The sequence below is a fragment of the Geothrix sp. genome, assembly GCF_020622065.1.
In the GTDB taxonomy this organism is placed as follows: domain Bacteria; phylum Acidobacteriota; class Holophagae; order Holophagales; family Holophagaceae; genus Geothrix.
Map to the genome: position 1 here is coordinate 1,674,347 of NZ_JAHRYQ010000001.1, position 18,600 is coordinate 1,692,946.

The 18,600-nt window shown below is 65.5% G+C and carries 21 protein-coding genes; 17 read left to right on the forward strand and 4 right to left on the reverse strand.

From position 1 onward, the window contains the following. Positions 1-85 precede the first annotated feature (85 nt). Positions 86-1,612: an ATP-binding protein gene (locus QZ647_RS07815; RefSeq protein ID WP_291271619.1), complete on the forward strand. Its 1,527-nt coding sequence runs from the start codon at positions 86-88 to the stop codon at positions 1,610-1,612. Beyond that, positions 1,609-2,100, forward strand: a complete 492-nt coding sequence (ispF, locus tag QZ647_RS07820) for a 2-C-methyl-D-erythritol 2,4-cyclodiphosphate synthase (RefSeq protein ID WP_291271620.1) — start codon at positions 1,609-1,611, stop codon at positions 2,098-2,100. The genes QZ647_RS07815 and ispF overlap by 4 nt, the downstream gene beginning before the upstream one ends. Positions 2,101-2,111: 11 nt before the next feature. Here ispF and QZ647_RS07825 read toward each other — a convergent pair whose 3' ends face one another. After that, positions 2,112-3,467, reverse strand: coding sequence for an HD domain-containing protein (locus QZ647_RS07825; protein ID WP_291271621.1), 1,356 nt, complete (start codon positions 3,465-3,467; stop codon positions 2,112-2,114). After that, entirely contained in the window at positions 3,467-3,949 is a 483-nt protein-coding gene (locus QZ647_RS07830) for a GNAT family N-acetyltransferase (protein WP_291271622.1), read from the reverse strand. The genes QZ647_RS07825 and QZ647_RS07830 overlap by 1 nt, the downstream gene beginning before the upstream one ends. Before the next feature lie 53 nt (positions 3,950-4,002). On the opposite strand from QZ647_RS07830, the gene QZ647_RS07835 reads away from it, so the two are divergent. From QZ647_RS07835 to QZ647_RS07845, 3 genes are all read left to right on the forward strand, one after another. Beyond that, entirely contained in the window at positions 4,003-4,905 is a 903-nt protein-coding gene (locus QZ647_RS07835; protein WP_291271623.1) for a thiamine pyrophosphate-dependent dehydrogenase E1 component subunit alpha, read from the forward strand. Positions 4,906-4,969: 64 nt separating this feature from the next. Beyond that, on the forward strand, positions 4,970-6,568 hold the full coding sequence (locus QZ647_RS07840; protein ID WP_291271624.1) for a methyl-accepting chemotaxis protein: 1,599 nt from the start codon (positions 4,970-4,972) through the stop codon (positions 6,566-6,568). Between the two features lie 73 nt (positions 6,569-6,641). Next, on the forward strand, positions 6,642-7,811 hold the full coding sequence (locus tag QZ647_RS07845) for an acetate kinase (RefSeq protein ID WP_291271625.1): 1,170 nt from the start codon (positions 6,642-6,644) through the stop codon (positions 7,809-7,811). A 65-nt stretch (positions 7,812-7,876) separates the two neighbouring features. On the opposite strand, the gene QZ647_RS07850 is transcribed toward QZ647_RS07845, so the two are convergent. Continuing rightward, a complete protein-coding gene (locus tag QZ647_RS07850; RefSeq protein WP_291271626.1) occupies positions 7,877-8,329 on the reverse strand; it encodes a hypothetical protein in 453 nt (150 codons plus the stop codon). A 311-nt stretch (positions 8,330-8,640) separates the two neighbouring features. Between QZ647_RS07850 and QZ647_RS07855 the strand changes: the two genes are divergently transcribed. The 6 genes from QZ647_RS07855 to QZ647_RS07880 all read left to right on the forward strand — a co-directional run bounded on the left by QZ647_RS07855 (position 8,641) and on the right by QZ647_RS07880 (position 14,117). Next, positions 8,641-9,861: an efflux RND transporter periplasmic adaptor subunit gene (locus QZ647_RS07855; RefSeq protein WP_291271627.1), complete on the forward strand. Its 1,221-nt coding sequence runs from the start codon at positions 8,641-8,643 to the stop codon at positions 9,859-9,861. Positions 9,862-9,969: 108 nt separating this feature from the next. Then, on the forward strand, positions 9,970-10,656 hold the full coding sequence (locus QZ647_RS07860; RefSeq protein WP_291271628.1) for an ABC transporter ATP-binding protein: 687 nt from the start codon (positions 9,970-9,972) through the stop codon (positions 10,654-10,656). Further along, a complete protein-coding gene (locus QZ647_RS07865) occupies positions 10,657-11,907 on the forward strand; it encodes an ABC transporter permease (RefSeq protein ID WP_291271629.1) in 1,251 nt (416 codons plus the stop codon). It begins immediately after the preceding gene. Then, complete coding sequence (locus QZ647_RS07870) at positions 11,900-13,213, forward strand: ABC transporter permease (protein WP_291271630.1); 1,314 nt, start codon at positions 11,900-11,902, stop codon at positions 13,211-13,213. Before QZ647_RS07865 ends, QZ647_RS07870 begins: the two co-directional genes overlap by 8 nt. A 21-nt stretch (positions 13,214-13,234) precedes the next feature. Further along, complete coding sequence (gene arfB, locus QZ647_RS07875; RefSeq protein WP_291271631.1) at positions 13,235-13,660, forward strand: alternative ribosome rescue aminoacyl-tRNA hydrolase ArfB; 426 nt, start codon at positions 13,235-13,237, stop codon at positions 13,658-13,660. 25 nt (positions 13,661-13,685) lie between these two features. Next, positions 13,686-14,117, forward strand: a complete 432-nt coding sequence (locus QZ647_RS07880) for a DUF6526 family protein (protein ID WP_291271632.1) — start codon at positions 13,686-13,688, stop codon at positions 14,115-14,117. 12 nt (positions 14,118-14,129) lie between these two features. Here the strand turns inward: QZ647_RS07880 and QZ647_RS07885 are convergent, their stop codons facing one another. Further along, a complete protein-coding gene (locus QZ647_RS07885; protein ID WP_291271633.1) occupies positions 14,130-14,315 on the reverse strand; it encodes a hypothetical protein in 186 nt (61 codons plus the stop codon). Positions 14,316-14,430: 115 nt separating this feature from the next. Between QZ647_RS07885 and QZ647_RS07890 the strand changes: the two genes are divergently transcribed. The 6 genes from QZ647_RS07890 to QZ647_RS07910 all read left to right on the forward strand — a co-directional run bounded on the left by QZ647_RS07890 (position 14,431) and on the right by QZ647_RS07910 (position 18,440). Next, entirely contained in the window at positions 14,431-14,730 is a 300-nt protein-coding gene (locus QZ647_RS07890; RefSeq protein ID WP_291271634.1) for a hypothetical protein, read from the forward strand. Between the two features lie 584 nt (positions 14,731-15,314). Then, the gene (locus QZ647_RS07895) at positions 15,315-16,613 is read left to right on the forward strand and encodes a tyrosine-type recombinase/integrase (RefSeq protein WP_291271635.1); all 1,299 of its coding nucleotides are present in this window, start codon (positions 15,315-15,317) and stop codon (positions 16,611-16,613) included. 68 nt (positions 16,614-16,681) lie between these two features. Next, complete coding sequence (locus tag QZ647_RS07900) at positions 16,682-16,876, forward strand: hypothetical protein (protein WP_291271636.1); 195 nt, start codon at positions 16,682-16,684, stop codon at positions 16,874-16,876. Beyond that, the gene (locus tag QZ647_RS07905; protein ID WP_291271637.1) at positions 16,873-17,610 is read left to right on the forward strand and encodes a hypothetical protein; all 738 of its coding nucleotides are present in this window, start codon (positions 16,873-16,875) and stop codon (positions 17,608-17,610) included. Before QZ647_RS07900 ends, QZ647_RS07905 begins: the two co-directional genes overlap by 4 nt. 146 nt (positions 17,611-17,756) lie before the next feature. Next, positions 17,757-17,969, forward strand: a complete 213-nt coding sequence (locus QZ647_RS15590) for a helix-turn-helix domain-containing protein (RefSeq protein WP_366526141.1) — start codon at positions 17,757-17,759, stop codon at positions 17,967-17,969. A 165-nt stretch (positions 17,970-18,134) separates the two neighbouring features. After that, positions 18,135-18,440: a hypothetical protein gene (locus QZ647_RS07910; RefSeq protein WP_291271638.1), complete on the forward strand. Its 306-nt coding sequence runs from the start codon at positions 18,135-18,137 to the stop codon at positions 18,438-18,440. The last annotated feature ends 160 nt before the right edge of the window (positions 18,441-18,600 follow it).

Consider the following 18,600-nt stretch of genomic DNA (forward strand, 5'->3'; position numbering starts at 1 on the left):
TGTCCAGCCGATGGCCGGATAATCTTGGGTTCGCAGCCGAATTTCCCAATCGCCCCTCCCCCCTGACCCCCGCCCGGGAGATGCCGTGGCCCAGCGCTACCAGCTCCTGATTCGAGACCGCCATGGGTTCGAGCGCACCGTGCCGCTCACCCGTTCCGTCACCCTCGGACGCCAGAGCCTCTGCGATGTGGTGCTGTCCGACAACATGATCAGCCGGAACCACCTGCGCCTGGAGTTGAAGGACGACGCCTGGTGGGCCGAAGACCTCCAGACCACCCACGGCAGCTTCTACAAGGACCAGCAGCTGGGGCGCGTGACCTGGGAGCCGGGAACGCCCCTGCGCCTGGCGGACGGGGCCTACACCCTGACCCTGATGCGGACGGACCAGACCAGCTCCGAGCTCCACCTCCAGGCCATTCTCGAAACGGCCCAGCTCCTGGCCCAGGAGATCGACCTTGAGGATCTGCTGGAGCAGTCCCTGGATCGCCTGCTCTCCATTTCTGGCACGGATCGCGGCTTCCTCATGCTCCTGGAGAATGGCGAGCTGACCAGCCGCGTGCAGCGCAATCTGGGCCAGGAGCTGGAGGGCCACATCCAGTTGTCCATGTCGAGCGTCCACAAGGTCTTCGAGACCGGCGACCCCGTCTGGATCCTGAATGTCGCCGAGGACCAGTTCCTGCTCAGCCAGCACTCGATCCAGCGGCTGGAGTTGAAGACCATCCTCTGCCTGCCGCTGGTGCTCCAGGGCAAGCGCATCGGCGTGGTCTACCTCGACAGCCGCCGCCCCATCACAGAACCGCCGGACCGGGAGACCTTCGAGGCCATCGTCTCGCTCTGCGCCATCGCCATCGAACGCACCCGGCTCTCCGAGGAGAACCTTCGGAGCCATGTGCTGGCGACCGTCGGGCAGGTGGCCAGCTCCATCGTCCACGACTTCAAGAATGGCCTGTTCGTGCTGCGCGGACATGCGGATCTTCTGGATCTCTCCACCGACGACACCAAGGTTCGCCACCATTGCCGGAAGATCCTGGAGTGCGTGGACCGCCTCACCCACCTCAGCCAGGATGTGCTGGACTTCGCGAAAATCCGGGAGCCCAACCGGGAGACGGTGGACCTGTTGCCCTTCTTCGAGGGGATCGTCGAACCGATGATGTCGCGGGCTGCGGAGATGGGAGTTGCTCTTCGCGCAGAAGGCCCGCCCTGCCTGATCAAGCTCGATCCCAGCCGGTTCACCCGGGTCATGGAGAACCTCCTGGCCAATGCGCTGGATGCCACCACCGACATGACGGGTGAAGTGCTCGTGTCCTGGACCCAGGTCACCGGCGGCGTCCAGATCCGCGTGCGCGACCGGGGCAAGGGCATCCCCAAGCGCGTGATCAAGCGGATCTTCGAACCCTTCTTCAGCTATGGGAAGAAGAAGGGGACGGGGCTCGGCATGGCCACCGTGAAGAAAATTGTCGAGGAACATGGCGGTACCCTGGAGTTCGTCAGCGAGGAAGGCATGGGTACCGAGGTCATCGTTCTGCTTCCCGACCACCCCATCACCGGTGCGATCAAGGTCTCCGAACAGTCCACGGGTGAGCACCGCAACCTGGGCGCGGGGCCCGCATGACCGGCTTCCGGATCGGCCAGGGCTTCGATGTCCACCGCTTCGCCGCCCCGGAAGAAGGGCGCCCCTTGATGCTCATGGGCTGCGAAGTCCCCCATGATCGCGGCCTCGCCGGGCACAGTGATGCGGATGTGATGATCCACGCCTTGATGGACGCCCTGCTCGGAGCGGCGGGCCTCGGCGACATCGGCCAGCACTTCCCCGATACCGATCCCACCTACCGGGGGGCGGATTCCGCCCTGCTGCTCCGACGCGTGATGGAGGATCTCTCCGAGCGCGGCTGGCGCGTCATGAACGCCGATGTGTGCCTCATCGGTGAACGCCCCAAGATCGGTCCCCACCGAGATCGCATGCGCGAGCGCATTGCGCCGCTGCTCGGCCTCGCCGTCGAAGCCCTGAATGTGAAGGCCACCACGACGGAGAAGCTGGGCTTCACCGGCCGGGGCGAGGGCCTGGCCGCCCAGGCCGTGGTGCTGATCAAGCGGATCTGATTCCAGCGGCTTTAGAGGCCACCGGCGGAGAGCTTCTGTTTCGCCAGCTCCGCCAAAGCCTCGGGCGAGTTGAGGGCGGGCTCTTCAAGGACGGCCTCGAGCAGCTGCCGTTGAAGCTCTCCCAGCCAGGGGCCGCCCCCCCGACCCGCCAGGCGCATGAGGGCCGCGCCGTCCAGGGCAAGCGCCTTCACGGACAGGGGCGGCGCGGCCGCGGCCAGAGCGTCCAGGCGGCTCAAGATGGCCGCGTGGTCCCGTTCCCGGGCTGCCAGGTCCATCCCCTTGGCGCGTTGATCGGCCAGACGAAAGGCCGCCCAGCGCGCCAGGTCGAGGCCATCGTCCGACAGGCGCCGCAGGAAGCGCCGGCAGGCCGCATCGCTCCATTCCGCCAGGGGATGGGCGCCGTGATGCCGCACCAGGGCGAGCACATCCTTCTGCAGCGCCTGGGCGGCCTTCAGGCGCCCCAGGATCCGCGCCGCGACCTCCAGCGACTGGCGCTCGTGATCATGGAAGTGGACCTCGCCGTCCGGCCCGAGGGCGCGTGTGGCCGGCTTGCCGACATCGTGCAGCAGGGCCGCCCAACGCAGCCCGGAGCCCGCCGGCACCAGACGGGCCGTCTCCAGGGTGTGGGTCCACACATCGAAGCGGTGATGACGGTTCTGGCCGCACCCGAGCATGGGCCGGAGCTCGGGCAGCCAGAGGTCCAGCAGCCCCGTCCGGGCGAGGAGGTCCAGCCCTCGGTGGGGTTCCGCCCCGCAGAGCAACTTGGTGAGCTCCGTGCAGACCCGCTCCACGGATACCTTTCGGGCCACGGGGAGCCGTTCCGAAATGGCCTCGAGGGTGGCGATCTCCACTTCGAAGCCCAGCTGAGCCGCAAAGCGGCAGGCCCGCAGCGTGCGCAGCCCGTCCTCCGCGAACCGCTGCAGAGGCGCGCCCACGGCCCGGATGATCCGGGCCTCAAGATCCCGCTGGCCGCCGAAGGGATCGACCAGGTCGCCGCCCCCCACGGGGAGGGCCATGGCGTTGATGGTGAAATCGCGCCGGGAGAGATCCTCGTCCAAGGTGACGCCCAGCCGCACCGAATCGGGATGGCGCCCATCCAGATAATCACCGTCGCTGCGAAAAGTCGTGATCTCGACGGGCCGGTCCTCCAGCAGCACCGTCACCGTGCCGTGCTGAAGGCCGGTGGGGATGGCCCGGAGCCCCGCGGCCTGGGCCCGCGTCATCACGACCCGGGGCAGCAGCTTCGTCGCCAGATCCCAGTCGGCATGAGCTCGCCCCAGCAGCTCATCCCGGACGGCACCCCCCACGACCACCAGCTCCGCCTCAGGCCCCAGGGCCGCCTTCAGGCGCAGCAGGGGCTCCCACATCAGCCGGCGCCTTCGGCCAGCCTGGCCAGGGCCTCGCCCTCCACCCGGCAGGTGAGCCAGGGCCGCATGACTTTGGCCCCATGGGCTTCGTAGAACTCGATGGCCGGCGTGTTCCAGTCCAGCACCTGCCAGACGAAGCGCGTCCAGCCCTCCTTCACCGCCAGGGCTGCGAGGTGCTGCAGCAGGGCCTTGCCGATGCCCTTGCCCCGGAAGGCCGGACGCACGAACAGATCCTCGAGGTAGATGCCAGGCTTCCCCTCCCAGGTGCTGAAGTTCAGGAACCAGAGGGCGAATCCGGCGGGCTCGCCTGCCCACTCGGCCATGGTCACCTTCACCAGGGGATGCTCCGAGAAGGCCCAGCGGTGGAGGTCGGCCTCCGTGGCCACCGCCGCCTCCGGTTCCCGCTCGTACTCCGCCAGTTCGCGGATGTACTGGAGGATCAGCGGGGCGTCAGCGGGAACGGCGGGACGGAGGGTCAGCATGCGTTTATCCTACCCTCATGGACCGCGACACCGCCCTGCGCCTTCATGAGGCCATGCTGCTCACCCGACTCACGGAGGAGCGCCTGGTGAAACTCTTCCGCCAGGGCCAGACCCTCGGGAGCGTCTACCGCAGCCTGGGACAGGAAGCCACGGCCTGCGCCACGGCCCTGGCCCTGGGTCCGGACGATGTCATCGCCCCGATGATCCGCAACTTGGGCTCCATGTTCGTCCGCGGCGTGACGCCGGACGAGATCTTCCTGCAGTACCTGGGCCGCGCCACCAGCCCTTCGGGGGGCCGCGAGCACAACAACCATTTCGGCTCGGTGGCCCGGGGGATCATCGCGCCCACCTCCATGCTCGGGGCCCTCATCCCCGTGATGGCCGGCGTCGCGCTGTCCTTCCGGCAGAAGGGCGAGCGGCGCGTGGCCATGACCTGGATCGGCGATGGAGGCAGCTCCACCGGCGCCTTCTACGAGGGGCTCAATTTCGCCGTGGTGCAGAAGCTTCCCCTGATCGTGGTGGGTGAAGCCAATGGCTACGCCTTTTCCACGCCTCCCGACCGCCAGATGGCCGGCGGCATGTCGCTGCGCGCCCAGGGCGCCTTCACCCTCGCCGTGGACGGCAACGACGCCCCCGCGGTCTACGAAGCCGCCTTCCAGGCCCGGCAGCGCTGCCTGGCGGGCGACGGCCCGGTCTTCCTCGTCTGCGAGACCTTCCGCATGAAGGGGCACGCCGAGCACGACGATCAGCGCTATGTGGATCCACAGCTCCTGGCGGAGTGGGAAGCCAAGGACCCCCTGCCCCGCTTCGTGGCCTGGCTGAACCAGCGAGGTTGGGTTCCCGAGCCCGATCTCGCCACCCGGCTGGAAGCTAAGCTCCTGGCTGCCGCCGAAGCAGCCCTGGAGGCTCCCTGGCCGGATCCCAGTTCTTTGGAATCGGGCCTTTTTTCAGCCTGAAATCACCGTGCCCTGATTCAACCGGGCGCGCGACTTACCCGATAAAGAAGCATCGAGGTGGGTCATGGGCATCGGGAAAATCACAGACAGCCTGAAAATGCGGGGGAAATTCAACCTTCTCCTCGGCATTCAGATTCTCGCCTTGGCCCTGGTGGGCGGTCTCGGGTGGTTCACCGTGGACGAGCTCCAGGCCGGCCAGCGGGATGTGGCCGTCCAGCTGGTGAAGACCGCCACCCTCTCCCGGGTCCTGAACGGCATGAACCTCTTCAGGACGCTCCACACCAGCATGATCGGCGGGGCCGCCGATGCCGACTACATCACGCTCCGCGAAGGAAAGCTGAAGGAATATTCGGACACCCTTCAGAAGGACATGGCCACCCTTCAGACCCTCTCCTGGTCCGGTGATGAACGCGCGCTCCTCGATGAGGCGGTTCAGTCCTTCAAGAAATACGACGCGGCCTTCCCGGCCCTGCTGGCCCAGGCCCGCGCGGATCGGAACCCCAAGACCATTTCCAGTCTGCTGGAAGGGAATGTGGACATCATGCGGACCTCCCGGGACCGGATCCTCAAGCTCCAGAAAGCTTCGGAAGTGGCCGCGGAAGCCGGCATCAAGGACGACGCCCGCCATTCCGCCCTCGGGAAAGCCTGGATTCTGGGCGTCAGCGCCGCCGCCATCCTCCTCGGCGCCTTCATGAGCCGCACCATCGGATCCCAGGTGGGCCAGAAGGCCCAGACCATCGAGACGGTCATGGACGGCCTTGCCAAGGGGGACCTCACCCAGCTTCCCCAGGTCGCGGGCAAGGATGAACTCGCCCAGGTGGCCACGGGACTCCGCCATGTCATCGAGGGCCTCCGCCACGACATCCAGGCCATCGCCCAGTCCGCCGAGGGGACGGCCTCCAGCGCGACGGAGCTGGCCGCCACCACCGAGCAGGTGAACCGCACCACCGAGGAGCTCCGGCGCAGCACGGAACAGGAGCGCCTGGCCATGGAGCGGTCCTCTGCCGCCTTGGAGCAAATGAACGCCAACATCCAGCAGGTCAAGCAGAGCACCCAGCGCGCCGAGGAGCTGGCCTCCCGGTCCCAGGAGGCGGGCCGCCTCGGCCTGACCTCGGTCCAGGAGACCGGCAAGGCCATGGAGGCCATCGAGGAGAGTTCCTCGAAGGTCAGCCGGATCACCACTGTCATCACCGACATCGCCCGCCAGACGAACCTGCTCTCCCTGAACGCAGCCATCGAAGCGGCCAAGGCCGGAACCATGGGCAAGGGCTTCGCCGTGGTGGCCGAGGAAGTGCGGAAGCTGGCCGAGCGCAGCGGCGCCGCCGCCAAGGAGATCACGGCCCTCATCCAAGAGAGCAGCGAGCGCGTCGGCCACGGCACTGCCTCCGTGAAGGAGGCTGCCCGGAGCCTGGAACGCATCGAAGGGAATGTGCGGGACAACGCAGGCCAGCTGAAGGAGATCGCCAGCGCCATGGATGAGCAGGGCCGGGCCAGCGAGGAGGTGGTGCAGGCCATGGGATCTGCCACCCAGATGGTGGAGCGCAATGCCTCCGCTGCCACCGAGCTGTCGGCCACGGTCCAGGAGACGGCCCGGACCACCGAGGAGCTGGCCAACCTCGCCCAGCAGCTGCAGACCCTCACCCACCGCTTCCGGCTTTCATGACGACCGGTCCATCGACAATGCGGCTCTGGTCACATGGTCAGACCGGTAGACTGGTCCGACTATGGGGGATACCGTGTTCGTTCTCGTTCTGAATGCCGGCTCGTCGAGTCTGAAATTCAACCTGTTCGACATGGGGAAGGAAGTCTCCATCGCCGAGGGCATGGCCGAGCGCATCGGCCTCAATGACGCCATCCTCGCCTGCACCATCGACGGGGAGAAGCGGAAGGAGACCCTGGCTCTGCCGACCCACCGGGAGGCCCTGGAGGCCATCCTGGAGCGCCTCCACACCGGCGTCCTGCACGACACGCCCGTCCACGCCGTGGGCCATCGGGTGGTGCATGGCGGTCCCAAATACGGCGATTCCGTGCTGGTGACCGACGAGGTGCTGCGCGACATCGAGGCCTTCGCGATGTACGCCCCGCTCCACAACCCCGCGAACGCCCTGGGCATCCGGGTGGCCAAGGAGACCTTCCCCGATGTGCCCCATGTGGCGGTCTTCGACACGGCCTTCCACCACAACATCCCGGACCATGCCCGCACTTACGGCATCCCCTACGAACTGAGCCAGAAGTACGGCATCCGCCGCTATGGTTTCCATGGCACCAGCCACGCCTTCGTGGCGGCCCGCACCGCCATCCTGCTCTGCCGCCCCCTCCGGGCCCTGAAGATCATCACCTGCCACATCGGCAACGGCACCAGCATTTGCGCCGTGGACCACGGCAAGAGCGTGGACACCAGCATGGGCATGACGCCGCTCCAGGGGGTCATCATGGGCACCCGCTGCGGCACCATCGATCCCAGCGTGGTGGAAATGCTCATGGAATACGAGCACTTGGACTACTCCGCCATCACCGACCTGCTGAACAAGAAATCGGGGCTCCTGGGCATCTCCGGCGTGTCCTCCGACTTCCGCGAGATCGAATTGGCCGCCGAGAGTGGCAATGACCGCGCCCGCCTGGCCCGCGACCTCCTGACCTACAATGTGCGCCAGTTCATCGGATCCTACGCCACCGTCCTGGATGGCGTGGATGCCATCACCTTCACGGCCGGCATCGGCACCCACAGCACCTATGTCCGCGCCAAGGTCTGCAGCAAGCTCGGCTTCCTGGGCGTGAAGCTCGATCCCGAGGCCAACGAGCACGGCACCGGTGAACGGATCATCAGCACCCCGGATTCCCGCGTGGTCGTCACGGTGGTTCCCACCAACGAAGAGCTGATGATCGCGCGTGAGACCGTGCGATAGCCCGTTTCTCGGCTCACGAAAACGGCCCCCATCCGCGGGGGCCGCTTTCATGAAGGACTGAAACGCTACTTGCCCTTGGCCTCCAGGGCCTCGCCCTTGCGCTGCACCCGCTCCCCCCGGCGCTCCTTGCGCTCGCCCTGCCGCTCATTCCGCTCGCCACGGACCTGCTGCCGCGCGCCCTTGGCTTCCTGGGCGGCACCCACGGCTTCACGGCGTTCGCCCTTGCGCTCGAGGGCCTCGCCGGCCTTCACCTTGCCCTGGGCTTCGAGGGCCTCGCCCTTCTTCTCCATGCGGGCACCCTGCCGTTCCTTGCGCTCGCCCCGACGCTCGTTCCGTTCACCGCGCCGCTCCTGACGCTCACCCTTGCGTTCCTGGACCTCGCCCCGGCGCTCGATGCGCTCGCCTTTCCGCTCCACCTGCTGGCCCGTCGGCGGGAGGGCGGGAGCCTGGGCCATGAGGGAGGCGCCGATGAGGCCGGCCGCCACGATGAGAGCCACGCGCTTCGAGGTGTTGGACATGGTGTGCTCCGATGCGGCCTGGCCGCGATGGGGAATCGTCCCGCGGTCCTTCATGCCGCCCTCATGCCATTTTATAAGTATTGGATTTAATTTAATTTAAATAAGGTTTAATGGCTATTTTGTGGATCGTTGCCACATCGTGCGTGGCGAGACGCCACACAGGCTTTTCCCCGGAGGTCCCGACCGCTGACCGGCACCCTCCGACAGCCCGCCGAAGACCGCCTTGGGCACCCCCTAAACGGCCTCAGACTCTGAGCCGTAGGCATTCCATCATCCCGGCAGGTCCGGCGTCTTTCCCATCTGGGGGTTCCATGCAGAAGCGATGGGTCATCATCACCGTGGCCGGAGCCGCCCTGGCGGCCGGCATGTTCTTCACCCTCAAGGGCAGCGACGGCAAGGGCAAGAAGGCCGAGGCCAGCACCCCGTTCCGGTTGGGGAAGGTCCAGGCCGAGGATCTCCAGGTGAGCGTCCGCGAAGTCGGCATGGTGGATCCCCTCACCAAGGTGGATGTGAAATCCACTGTGTCGGGACGCATCGTGGGCCTGAAGGTCCGCGAGGGCGCCACCGTCAAAGCGGGCGAGGTGCTGGCGGAGGTCGAGCCGGATGTGAACCAGGCCCAGACCCTGTCCGATGTGCAGGGCAGCGTCTCCCAGGCCCGGGTGAGCTTCAAGAATGCGGAGCGCGATTTCGCCCAGCAGTCGGCCCTCTTCAAGGAAGGCCTCATCTCGGATCAGGTCTTCCGGTCCGCCCGCACCACGCGGGACCTCGCAGAGGAGACCTACAAGAGCGCCCAGACCCGCTATCAGATTGTGGAAGACCGGGGCATCCCCATCAGCGGCAACGCCTCCACCCAGAAGGCCCGGGTCACGGCCCCCATGAACGGCGTGGTCATCAAGAAGGGGGTGGAACTGGGCGACACCATCACCTCCGGCGTCAGCTCCTTCAATGCGGGAACCGTCGTGTTCACCGTGGCGGACCTGGGCTCGCTCATCGTGAAGGTGAACCTCAACGAGGTGGATATCGCCAAGGTGAAGGTGGGCCAGCCCGTCCGCATCACGCTGGACGCCTATCCCCAGCGGGCCTTCACCGGCAAGGTGCGCTTCGTGGCCCCGGCCGCGGATCTGGTGGAGAAGATCAAGGTCTTCAAGGTCGAGGTGGCCCTGGATGAGCTGACCGAGGCCTTCAAGACCGGCATGAGCGCCAATGTGGAGATCCTCGGCGAGAAGCGCGACAAGGCCGTGAGCGTGCCGCTCGAGGCCCTGCAGCGCCGCGACGGCCAGACCGTGGTCTACCGCCTGAAGGAGAACCTCTCGCCCCAGGATCTCGCCAAGGCCAAGGAGGGCCTCAGCGGCCGCGGCAAGTTCATCTGGCTCTCCGACCACTGGAAGGACTACTTCGAGGTGGTGCCCGTGAAGGCAGGCATCGCCACCCTCGAGCGCGTGGAGATCCTCTCGGGCCTCAAGGCCAACGACCAGGTGAGCCTCGAAGACCCCAGCAAGAAGAAGGTCGAGAAGGATGACGAGAACAACTGATGCTCCGCGGGGGGGCCGCCTGCTCGCTTCGTTCGCGATGTCCCCCCGCACCCCCGCCCTTCGGCCGGCCTCCGCCTCCCTCGGGGCCCTGCTCCACTGAGGAATCGCATGTCCACGATCATCCAGACAGAAGGCCTCACCAAGGTCTACGGCGCCAACGGCACGGCGGTGCACGCCCTGCGTGGCATCGACCTCACCGTGGAGAAGGGCGAGTTCGTGGCCCTCATCGGCCCCTCGGGCTCGGGCAAATCCACCCTCATGGCCATCCTGGGCTGCCTGGACCTGCCCACCGGGGGCAGCTATACCCTGGATGGCCGCCAGGTCCAGGGGCTCTCCGGCGGCGAGCTCGCCCGGATCCGCAACGAGAAGGTCGGCTTCGTTTTTCAGAGCTACAACCTCCTGCCCAAGGCGAGCATCGCCCGCAATGTGGAACTCCCCATGCTCTACGCGGGGGTGGGCCGGAAGGAACGCCGGGAGCGGGCCCTGGTTCTGCTCGAGAAAGTGGGCATCGCGGATAAGGCCGACAAGCTGCCGGGCACCCTCTCCGGCGGACAGAAGCAGCGTGTGGCCGTGGCCCGCGCCCTGGCCAACGAACCCGCCCTCCTGCTGGCGGATGAACCCACCGGCGCGCTGGATTCCAAGACTGGCGCAGAGGTCCTCGATCTCTTCCGGGAGCTTCATCAACAGGGGAATACACTGCTGCTCGTCACCCATGACCCCTCCATCGCCGCCCAGGCCGAACGCCGCGTGGAGATCCGGGACGGACTGATCGCCCAGGCTGAGGGAGCAGCCTAGATGGCGGCCACCGGCGCTTTCCGCGAGCGGCTGCTCGGGGCCTGGGTCGAGATCCGGGAGAACCTCGGCCGCTCCATCCTGCAGGCCCTGGGCGTGCTGCTGGGCGTGGCCTCGGTGCTGGGTGGTTTCTCCATCTCCGACAGCCAGCGCAAGCGCGCCGACCAGATGTACATCAAGATGGGCGGCCTCGACAAACTGAATGTCCAACCCAAGGCGGCCGTGCGCGATGGGCGCCCCACGGCGATGCAGCAGGCCAACCTGGGCCTGCGCGACGCGGACGCCATCGGCGGCGAAGCCCTGAAAGCCGATGCCATCCAGGGCGTGAGTCGGCAGAAGAACGCCCGCTCGCGGGTGGTCTCGGCTTATGCGGACCAGGATCGGCAGATCAGCGGCATCGCCGGCGACTTCGTTCCGACCAATGGCTACGAAGTGGCCCAGGGGCGCGGCTTTTCCAATGCCGAGATGGAAGTGGGCGCCCCGGTCGTCATCCTCGGCACCGAGGCCGCCAGCATCTTCTTCCCCAAGGGCGATGCCCTGGGACAGACCCTGCGCATCGGGGACATTCCCGTCACCGTCATCGGCACCTTCCGGGAGCGTGTCTTCCGCTTCCGGGAAAATCAGCGCAACCAGTTCTGGTGGCGGAACCGCATCATCGCCGTCCCCGCCAACCTGGTGCAGCGCCGCATGAACGGAGACGCCTACCGCCGCGTGGACCGGGTCACCTTCCGCATCCCCGACCTCAATGTCATGGGCGCCTTCTCCAAGCAACTCTCCAACCTGGTGAAGGCCAACCACCGCCTCCAGGAGGACTTCCGGCTGGACGATGTGGCCGCCCGCATCCGCCGTCGCGACAGCCAGGAAAGCGTCTACGACATCATCTTCATGCTCTCGGGCGTGCTGGCCCTGATCGGCGGCGGCATCGTCAATGTGAACATCCAGATGGCCGGCCTCAAGGAGCGTGTGCGCGAAGTGGGCGTGAAGATGGCCATCGGGGCCTCGGGCCGCGAGATATTCAAAGGCTTCATGACCGAGGCCCTGCTGCTCACCGCCCTGGGCGGGCTGGCCGGCCTGGTGCTCGGCGTCGGCTTCTCCTGGATCATCACCAAGAGCATCGGGATTCCGCTCTACATGACCCCGGCCAGCTTCCTCTGGGCCTATGGGCTGGCGGCCGTCTTCGGCTTCCTGTTCGCGCTCTACCCCGCCTGGAAGGCCTCGCGGCTGTCCCCCATGGAGGCCCTCCGTTATGAGTGACGAGACCTTCATCCTCCGTTCCCCCGGCCCTTCCCTGCTGGATGGCGAGGCGCCCGCTCCGGCGGCGCGCACCCGCGGCTTCAGCGCGGGCATGCTCTGGGAGGTGGTCCGCACGGGCCTGGTGGAACTCTGGGCCCACAAAGTCCGCAGCCTGCTCACCCTGACCCTGCTCATGCTCGGCGTCTTCGCCCTGGTGGTCATGACCTCCGTGCTGGACGGCATCATGGACAAGATCAGCACAGGTTTCGCCGGCATGAGCTGGGACGGGACCGTACGCATCACCCAGAAGACCCCCGAGACCGGAGAAGAGCGCAAGCGCTTCAACATGAGCCCCGGGCTGCGCTACGAGGATGTCCCCCGCCTCACGACCCCCCATCCCAAGGTGCTGGCCTTCCTGCCCCGGGCCCAGCGCACCTCGTCCGTGCGCATCACCGGAGACACGGAACGCATCTTCGTCACGGGTGTCTCCCCGGACTACGCCGCCTGGATGAACCGACCCATCGGCCTCGGCCGCGGCCTCACCGAGGACGACCAGCGCCGCCGGTCCACCGTGGCCGTGGTGGGCGCCACGCTCGCATCCAAGCTCTTCGGTGGCGGAGATCCCGTGGGCCGCGACCTGGTGGTGGAGGGCGTCCCCTTCCGCATCGTGGGAGTGCAGGCGCCGGGCCAGATCTTCAACGAGGAGAACTACACCGACGCCAACGGCATCCTGATTCCCCTCGAGACCTACATGGACCGCATGGACCCGGCTCACAAGCTGGCCCAGGTCACCGTGAAGCTGCGCCGCACCGAGGACATGGGGGAGGTCTCCGCCATGCTGCTGGGCCGGGTCCGTCAGGCGCACCACGGCATCGAGGACGCGGAGATCGTGGATCTGGACGCCGAGGCCGCCAAGGCCTACCAGAACTTCCTTGAGCAGATGCATGGCTGGCAGGTCGTGCTGCTCAGCCTGGCCGGGACCGTCCTCCTGGTGGGCGGCGTGGGAGTGCTGTCCGTGATGCTCATCAGCTTCAGCGACCGCCGCTTCGAGATCGGCCTCCGCAAGGCCCTGGGGGCCTCCGATCACGAGATCTTCATCCAGTTCCTCCTGGAGGCCGTGGTGCTGGCCGCCATCGGCGCCCTGCTCGGGACCCTCTCCGGCGGTCTGCTCTGCCAGGCGCTTTCCGCTAACTTCCCCTACGGCCTGGTGGTGAACCCCATCGGCCTGATCACCGCCTGGATCGTGGCCCTGGCGCTGGCCCTGGTATTCGGCCTCTACCCCGCCTTCCGCGCCATGCGCCTCAGCCCCATGGAGGCGATGCGCTGAAAGGGGCGTTAGGATCGCTTCATGGCCGATCCCATCCAAGTCACCGCCTCTGTCCGCGTTCCCGGCGACGCGATCCGCTTCAAGGCGGTGCGTGCCGGTGGCGCCGGCGGGCAGAATGTGAACAAGGTGTCTTCCAAGGTCGAACTGCGCATCGACCTCGCCGCCATTGAGGGACTGCCCGAGGACGCGCTGCTCCGCCTCCGCACCTCGCAGCGCAACCGGATGGATGCGGAAGGCCTGTGGATCGTGATCAGTGATCGCACCCGCGATCAGTTGAAGAATCTCGAAGATGCCCGGGAGAAGGCCGCGGAAGCCATCCGGGCAGCCCTGGTGCGCCCCATTCCGAGGCGCGCCACCCGTCCCACGAAGGCCTCGAAGGAACGGCGGCTGGACGCCAAGAAGCGGGCTTCGCACCTCAAACGGCACCGCAGCGGCCCGCTGGAGTAAGCTGGGGCTTCCCTCCGGAGACCCCATGTCCGCGCCCCAGACCTACGCGAATCACCGTCGCTTCGATCCCCTCATGCACTTCATCCTGATCCCGGTCTTCCTGGTCACGGTCGTCGCGACCATCCGGCATCTCTTCAAATTCCCGAGCCTCCATGCCACCTGGGTGGCCGTCCTGGCCATCGCGATCCTGCTGCTGGCCCTGCAGGTGCGCGGGTATGCGCTGAAGGTGCAGGATCGGCTGATCCGCCTGGAGGAGACCCTCAGGATGCAGCGCCTGCTCCCTCCGGGGCTGCAAACCCGCATCCAAGAGCTGACCGTCAAGCAGATGGTGGGCCTCCGCTTCGCCTCGGACGCGGAACTGGCTGATCGTGTCCAGGAAGTCCTCGACCAGAACCTGAGCGGAGAAGCCGTCAAGAAGCGCATCCAGACCTGGCGGCCTGATTCGTTCCGGGTCTGAAGGCCCCTCCGCCTAGCTTTCGCGCAGCAGCTCCTCGCGGATGACTTCCGCAATCTGCTTCGCCGCCGTGGAGCCGGCCTCGTCACCCGAGAGCTGCTGGGCCTGCTGCACCCGCCGGGCAATGGAAATGCAGGCTTCGGCGGTCGATCGCTCGATCACTTTGGCGGGTGCCTTGGTACGCATGTTTCCGGGCGGCATGGGTCCTCCGGAGCTGTGGGGGTGTTGGGGAGCAGGTTAGCAGATTCAAAGAATTCGTTTCACAGTACATTGCCGGAAATATCGCTTAGCCTCCTCACCCCGCTTGGACATGCCCATGGCCTTCGAATTCAAACCTGGTGACCGGGTCCGTCTCACCCGCGTGGGTGTGACCTTTTATGGCGGTGCTTGGCCGCACTTCATCCCGCAGGGCCAGGGCGGAGGAACCCCCGGCACCGTGCTGGCCGCCGAGGACCGCCCCCACAAGCCCGGTGCTGCCCCCAGGCCGTACTACATTCGCTGGGACAATGGCGTGGAGAACAGCTACCGGATCGAAGACATCGAAGCCGCCGCGCCCTCCGCAGAACCAGAGGGCGAGTCTGCCGGCAATGTCGTGCCCTTCAGGCGCAAGCCCTGAGCCGTCTGTGATCGAAGGGCCTGCGCCTGGCAAGTCGGACAGTGCCCCCGGCAGGTCCAGGAACAGACAGGGCGGGGCGTCTGAGCCGCAGCATCCACAGGCATGTTCTTAAGATACGCCGAACGCTGCGCCCTCATTGCCCTTTGCCTTCGCATCAGCCTGACGATCGAGCCGTCCAAGCACCCCACGCCAATCGAACGGCATCCGGCGCTGTCCGTCGAGGGTCCCGCTGCGGGGGTTTGAGAGGGAGCGCCTACCCACTCGGGCGGTCCCACTCGCAGATTCGAATCCCGAAGGGATTCATTCCAGTAAAAAGGCCCCCGCACGCGGGGGCCTTTTTACTGGAGCCAACTACAGGATTCGAACCTGCGACCTGCTGATTACGAATCAATGTGTCAGATATTTTGCCATTTTCGTTCACCTTCGATCATGTACTTTTATTTATCATAATAACAATACTTACAAACTGCAAGTTTCTACTCCTTGCACGATGACTTACGCTCGCTTACATTCTACTTCGATCAATTATGCTCGCTATATGCTCGCTTGCGAGCCGAGCTGGGAACGATGAATGGGGGGGCGGGATGGCAGGCAAGAAGGTAGAACCCGAGAAGGAAAAGCTCACAACCGCCCGCGTCCAGCGGCTGAAAAAGCCTGGGTACTTCTGGGACAGTGAGTTACCGGGCTTCTGCGTCCGAGTGAACCCGGGCGGGTCCAAGGTCTACCTGGCCCGCTACCGGAATGACATGGGCCAGCAGAAATGGGCCAAGGTAGGGAAGCACCCGGTAAACACGGCTGACGAGGCCCGGATCCAGGCCAAGAGCATCCTTGGGGATTCGGCCAAGGGGTTGGACCCTGCGGAGACCAGGGACAAGAAGCGCGAGGCCGTCACCGTTCAGAAACTGGTGGACCAATTCACGGAAGAGCATGTGTCCACCAAGAAGCCCGCCACTGTGCGGAACTACACCAGCCAGCTAAAGAAATTTGTCCTGCCAGTTCTAGGCACGCGGGCCGTGGCGAACATCACCACGGCGGATGTGTCAGCGGCCTTGAACAAGCTGCGGAAGACCAAAACCCAGTGGAACCGTGTTTACGCCCTACTCTCCAAGCTCTTCAACATGGCGGAGCGCTGGGGCCATCGGCCCCCAGGATCGAATCCCTGCCGTGGGCTGGACAAGTTCAAGGAGGAACCCCGGGATCGGTTCCTGACCGATGCGGAACTCATGGCCGTGGGCGAGGCTCTGGACACAGAACAGGCCACAGCCGAGCAGAAACTCAAACTTCAGCGGCAGGGCAAGAAGGAAGCGGCCCGTGCCATCGATGCGGAGTACATCCAGGCCATTCTTGCCATCAAGTTCCTTCTCTTCTCTGGCAGGCGGAAGTCGGAGGCGTTGACTCTGAGGTGGAGCGCCGTGGACATGGATGCCCGAACTATCAGGCTTGAGACCAAAACTGGCGGTCTGACGGTAGACATCAACGACCAAATGCTGGAGGTCCTCCAGGCGGCACTGGCGCACCGAATCCTAGGCAACCCCTATGTGTTCCCAGGCAGGCCTGAGAAACCCAAGCCCGGCGAGAAAAAGCCCGAGCCAAAGCCCTGGGTCAATCTGATGAAACCCTGGGAGCGGATCCTGGAGACCGCTGGGGTTTGGAAGAAGGGCGGCAACGACATCATCAAACCCACGATCCACGACATCCGCCGAACCTTTGGGACGGTGGGAGCCGGTGATGTGGAGTTGCCCCATGAAACGATTGGCAAGGTGCTAGGCCACAAGCAGACCAGCACAACCGCCATTTACGCCCGGCTCGCAGGCAAGAAGCGAGCGGAGGCCAGCGCAAAGATCGGCTCCGCGATGGCCAAGAAACTCAATAAGCAAGCCTGACCACCACAAACCCACTACCCCTCAGCATGGGGTTCATGCCATCTATCACCCCTTTTCATGGAGACACCATGACCACTAGCACCATCACCCCCTCCACCCTTGATCTGCGGGACGAACTCAACCGCGTGGCCTCGTCCGTTGATGCCGTGGCCAACCTCCTCCTCGGTGCCATCGAGGACGGCAAGGAGCCATCACGCGAGGAGGTGAGCGATGCCATCACGCTCCTGGACCTGGTAGCACGGCAGGCACGGGCTGCCGCGTGACCACCACCAAGCCAACAGGTATCGAGCGGGCCGTGGATGCACTCATCGCGGCCCACAAGGTATATCTGGCATCTGGAGCCCCGCCAAATGCACGGCTTGGGTTCCGGCAACACAAGGGGTTCACGCGCCAGGATGCGGAACGGCAGGTTCGGGACATCGTTGAGCGGTTCCAGGAATCCGAGGAAGGCCACCAGAACGAGAAGATCAAATCCAGCCTCCGCGCTCTCCTGGAGGCCATCGACGGTTTGCCAGACGAGGCTATCCAAAGGATCGAGTGGATCCGGCTGAGAGGGCCAGCAGCTACGGGTCACCACCTGGGCCCCATACCCCTTGCAGTTCCGCTTCTCCGGGGGGCCACTGATCGCGCACTCAAGGAACGGTGGGACAAGGTGCGAAAGACTGGAACCCATGGCCCTCCTCAATGGGGGTTGAAAGAGAATCCGACTGCGATGGAGGTCATGTGTAGCAGCCTGTGGCTACTTCACTACGATTGGGCCGGAGTGCCTACGCCACCCAGGAGCCATCCGGGCGGGGGCGGCCTGGTCCATGAAGCGGAGTATGGCCCCTGGGAAACGATGTTGCTCGGGTGCCTTGAGGCCATCGGACTCCCGGGGGCCATGGAGGGCGACATCCGGCGCAACATCTTGAGGGCCGTCCATCGAGAGCTTGCTCGGCCTGCCGGAGAGCGGGTTGTGAAGCGGAAGCCCGGCAGGAAGGCAAAGCCGCGACAATAAGAGCCAATGCTGACGCAGATTTGGGCCATTGAATGACCCGTGCGAACGCACGAACTGCCATAGCAAACCTGCGTAGTTAGTGCCCGATCCAACACTGATGCTCCCTCTTGAGCGCGGTTAGCGCCGCTGACTCAAGGGGGATTCTTATGAACTACGAAGCACTGTTAACCCGACGCGAGGCCGCGTCCTTCCTTGCCATTAGCCCACGGACGCTGGAGCTTTGGGCCATCCGTGGAGGTGGCCCCGCCTTCGTTAAGGTTGGCCACCTCTGCCGGTACCGGATGGCAGACCTCCAAGCGTGGACCGAGGCCCGTACTCGTCAGCACACTCGGGACACCCCCTCTGGGGGGGTGGAGTGATGTGCGAACAGCAACGCGACACCTTCAGCTGCGGCCCAGCGATCCCCGTCCCTCAGTTCCGGGTTAGCACCCCGGATGGCGTGGTCTTACTCCTGCCATCTGAGCTGCGAATCGTCATGGATGAAGGTCGCGATTGGCTTGATGGCCTCGGCCAAGGGGGAACCCATGGGGAAAATTGATTTCAAGCACATCGCGCGCGAGGCACTGGACCAGTCCCTACCCCTACTGATGGAGTTCCTGCCTGGTGGCCGCATCCAGGGCCAGGAGTACATCGTCAGAAACCCAACCCGCAAGGACCGGAGGGCGGGGAGCTTCAGCATCAACCTCATGACGGGGCGTTGGTGCGAGTTCGCTACCGGGGAGCGGGGTGGAGACCTCATCTCCCTAGTGGCCTACATCAAAGTGCTTCCTCAAGGCGAGGCGGCCCGTGAACTGGCCCGCATGATGTGGGGTAAAAATGCAGCCCACTGAGCCCAGCCTCATCATGCCCGCCCGCAAGGGTGCCCCATCCCTGCCGCTCTCATGGCCCCGCCTCGGGAAACCGTCCTCTGTGTCTGTCTACAGGAACGATGCGGGTTTCCCCCTTTTCGCTGTGCTGAGGTTCGACCCTCCAGGCGGGCACAAGATCATC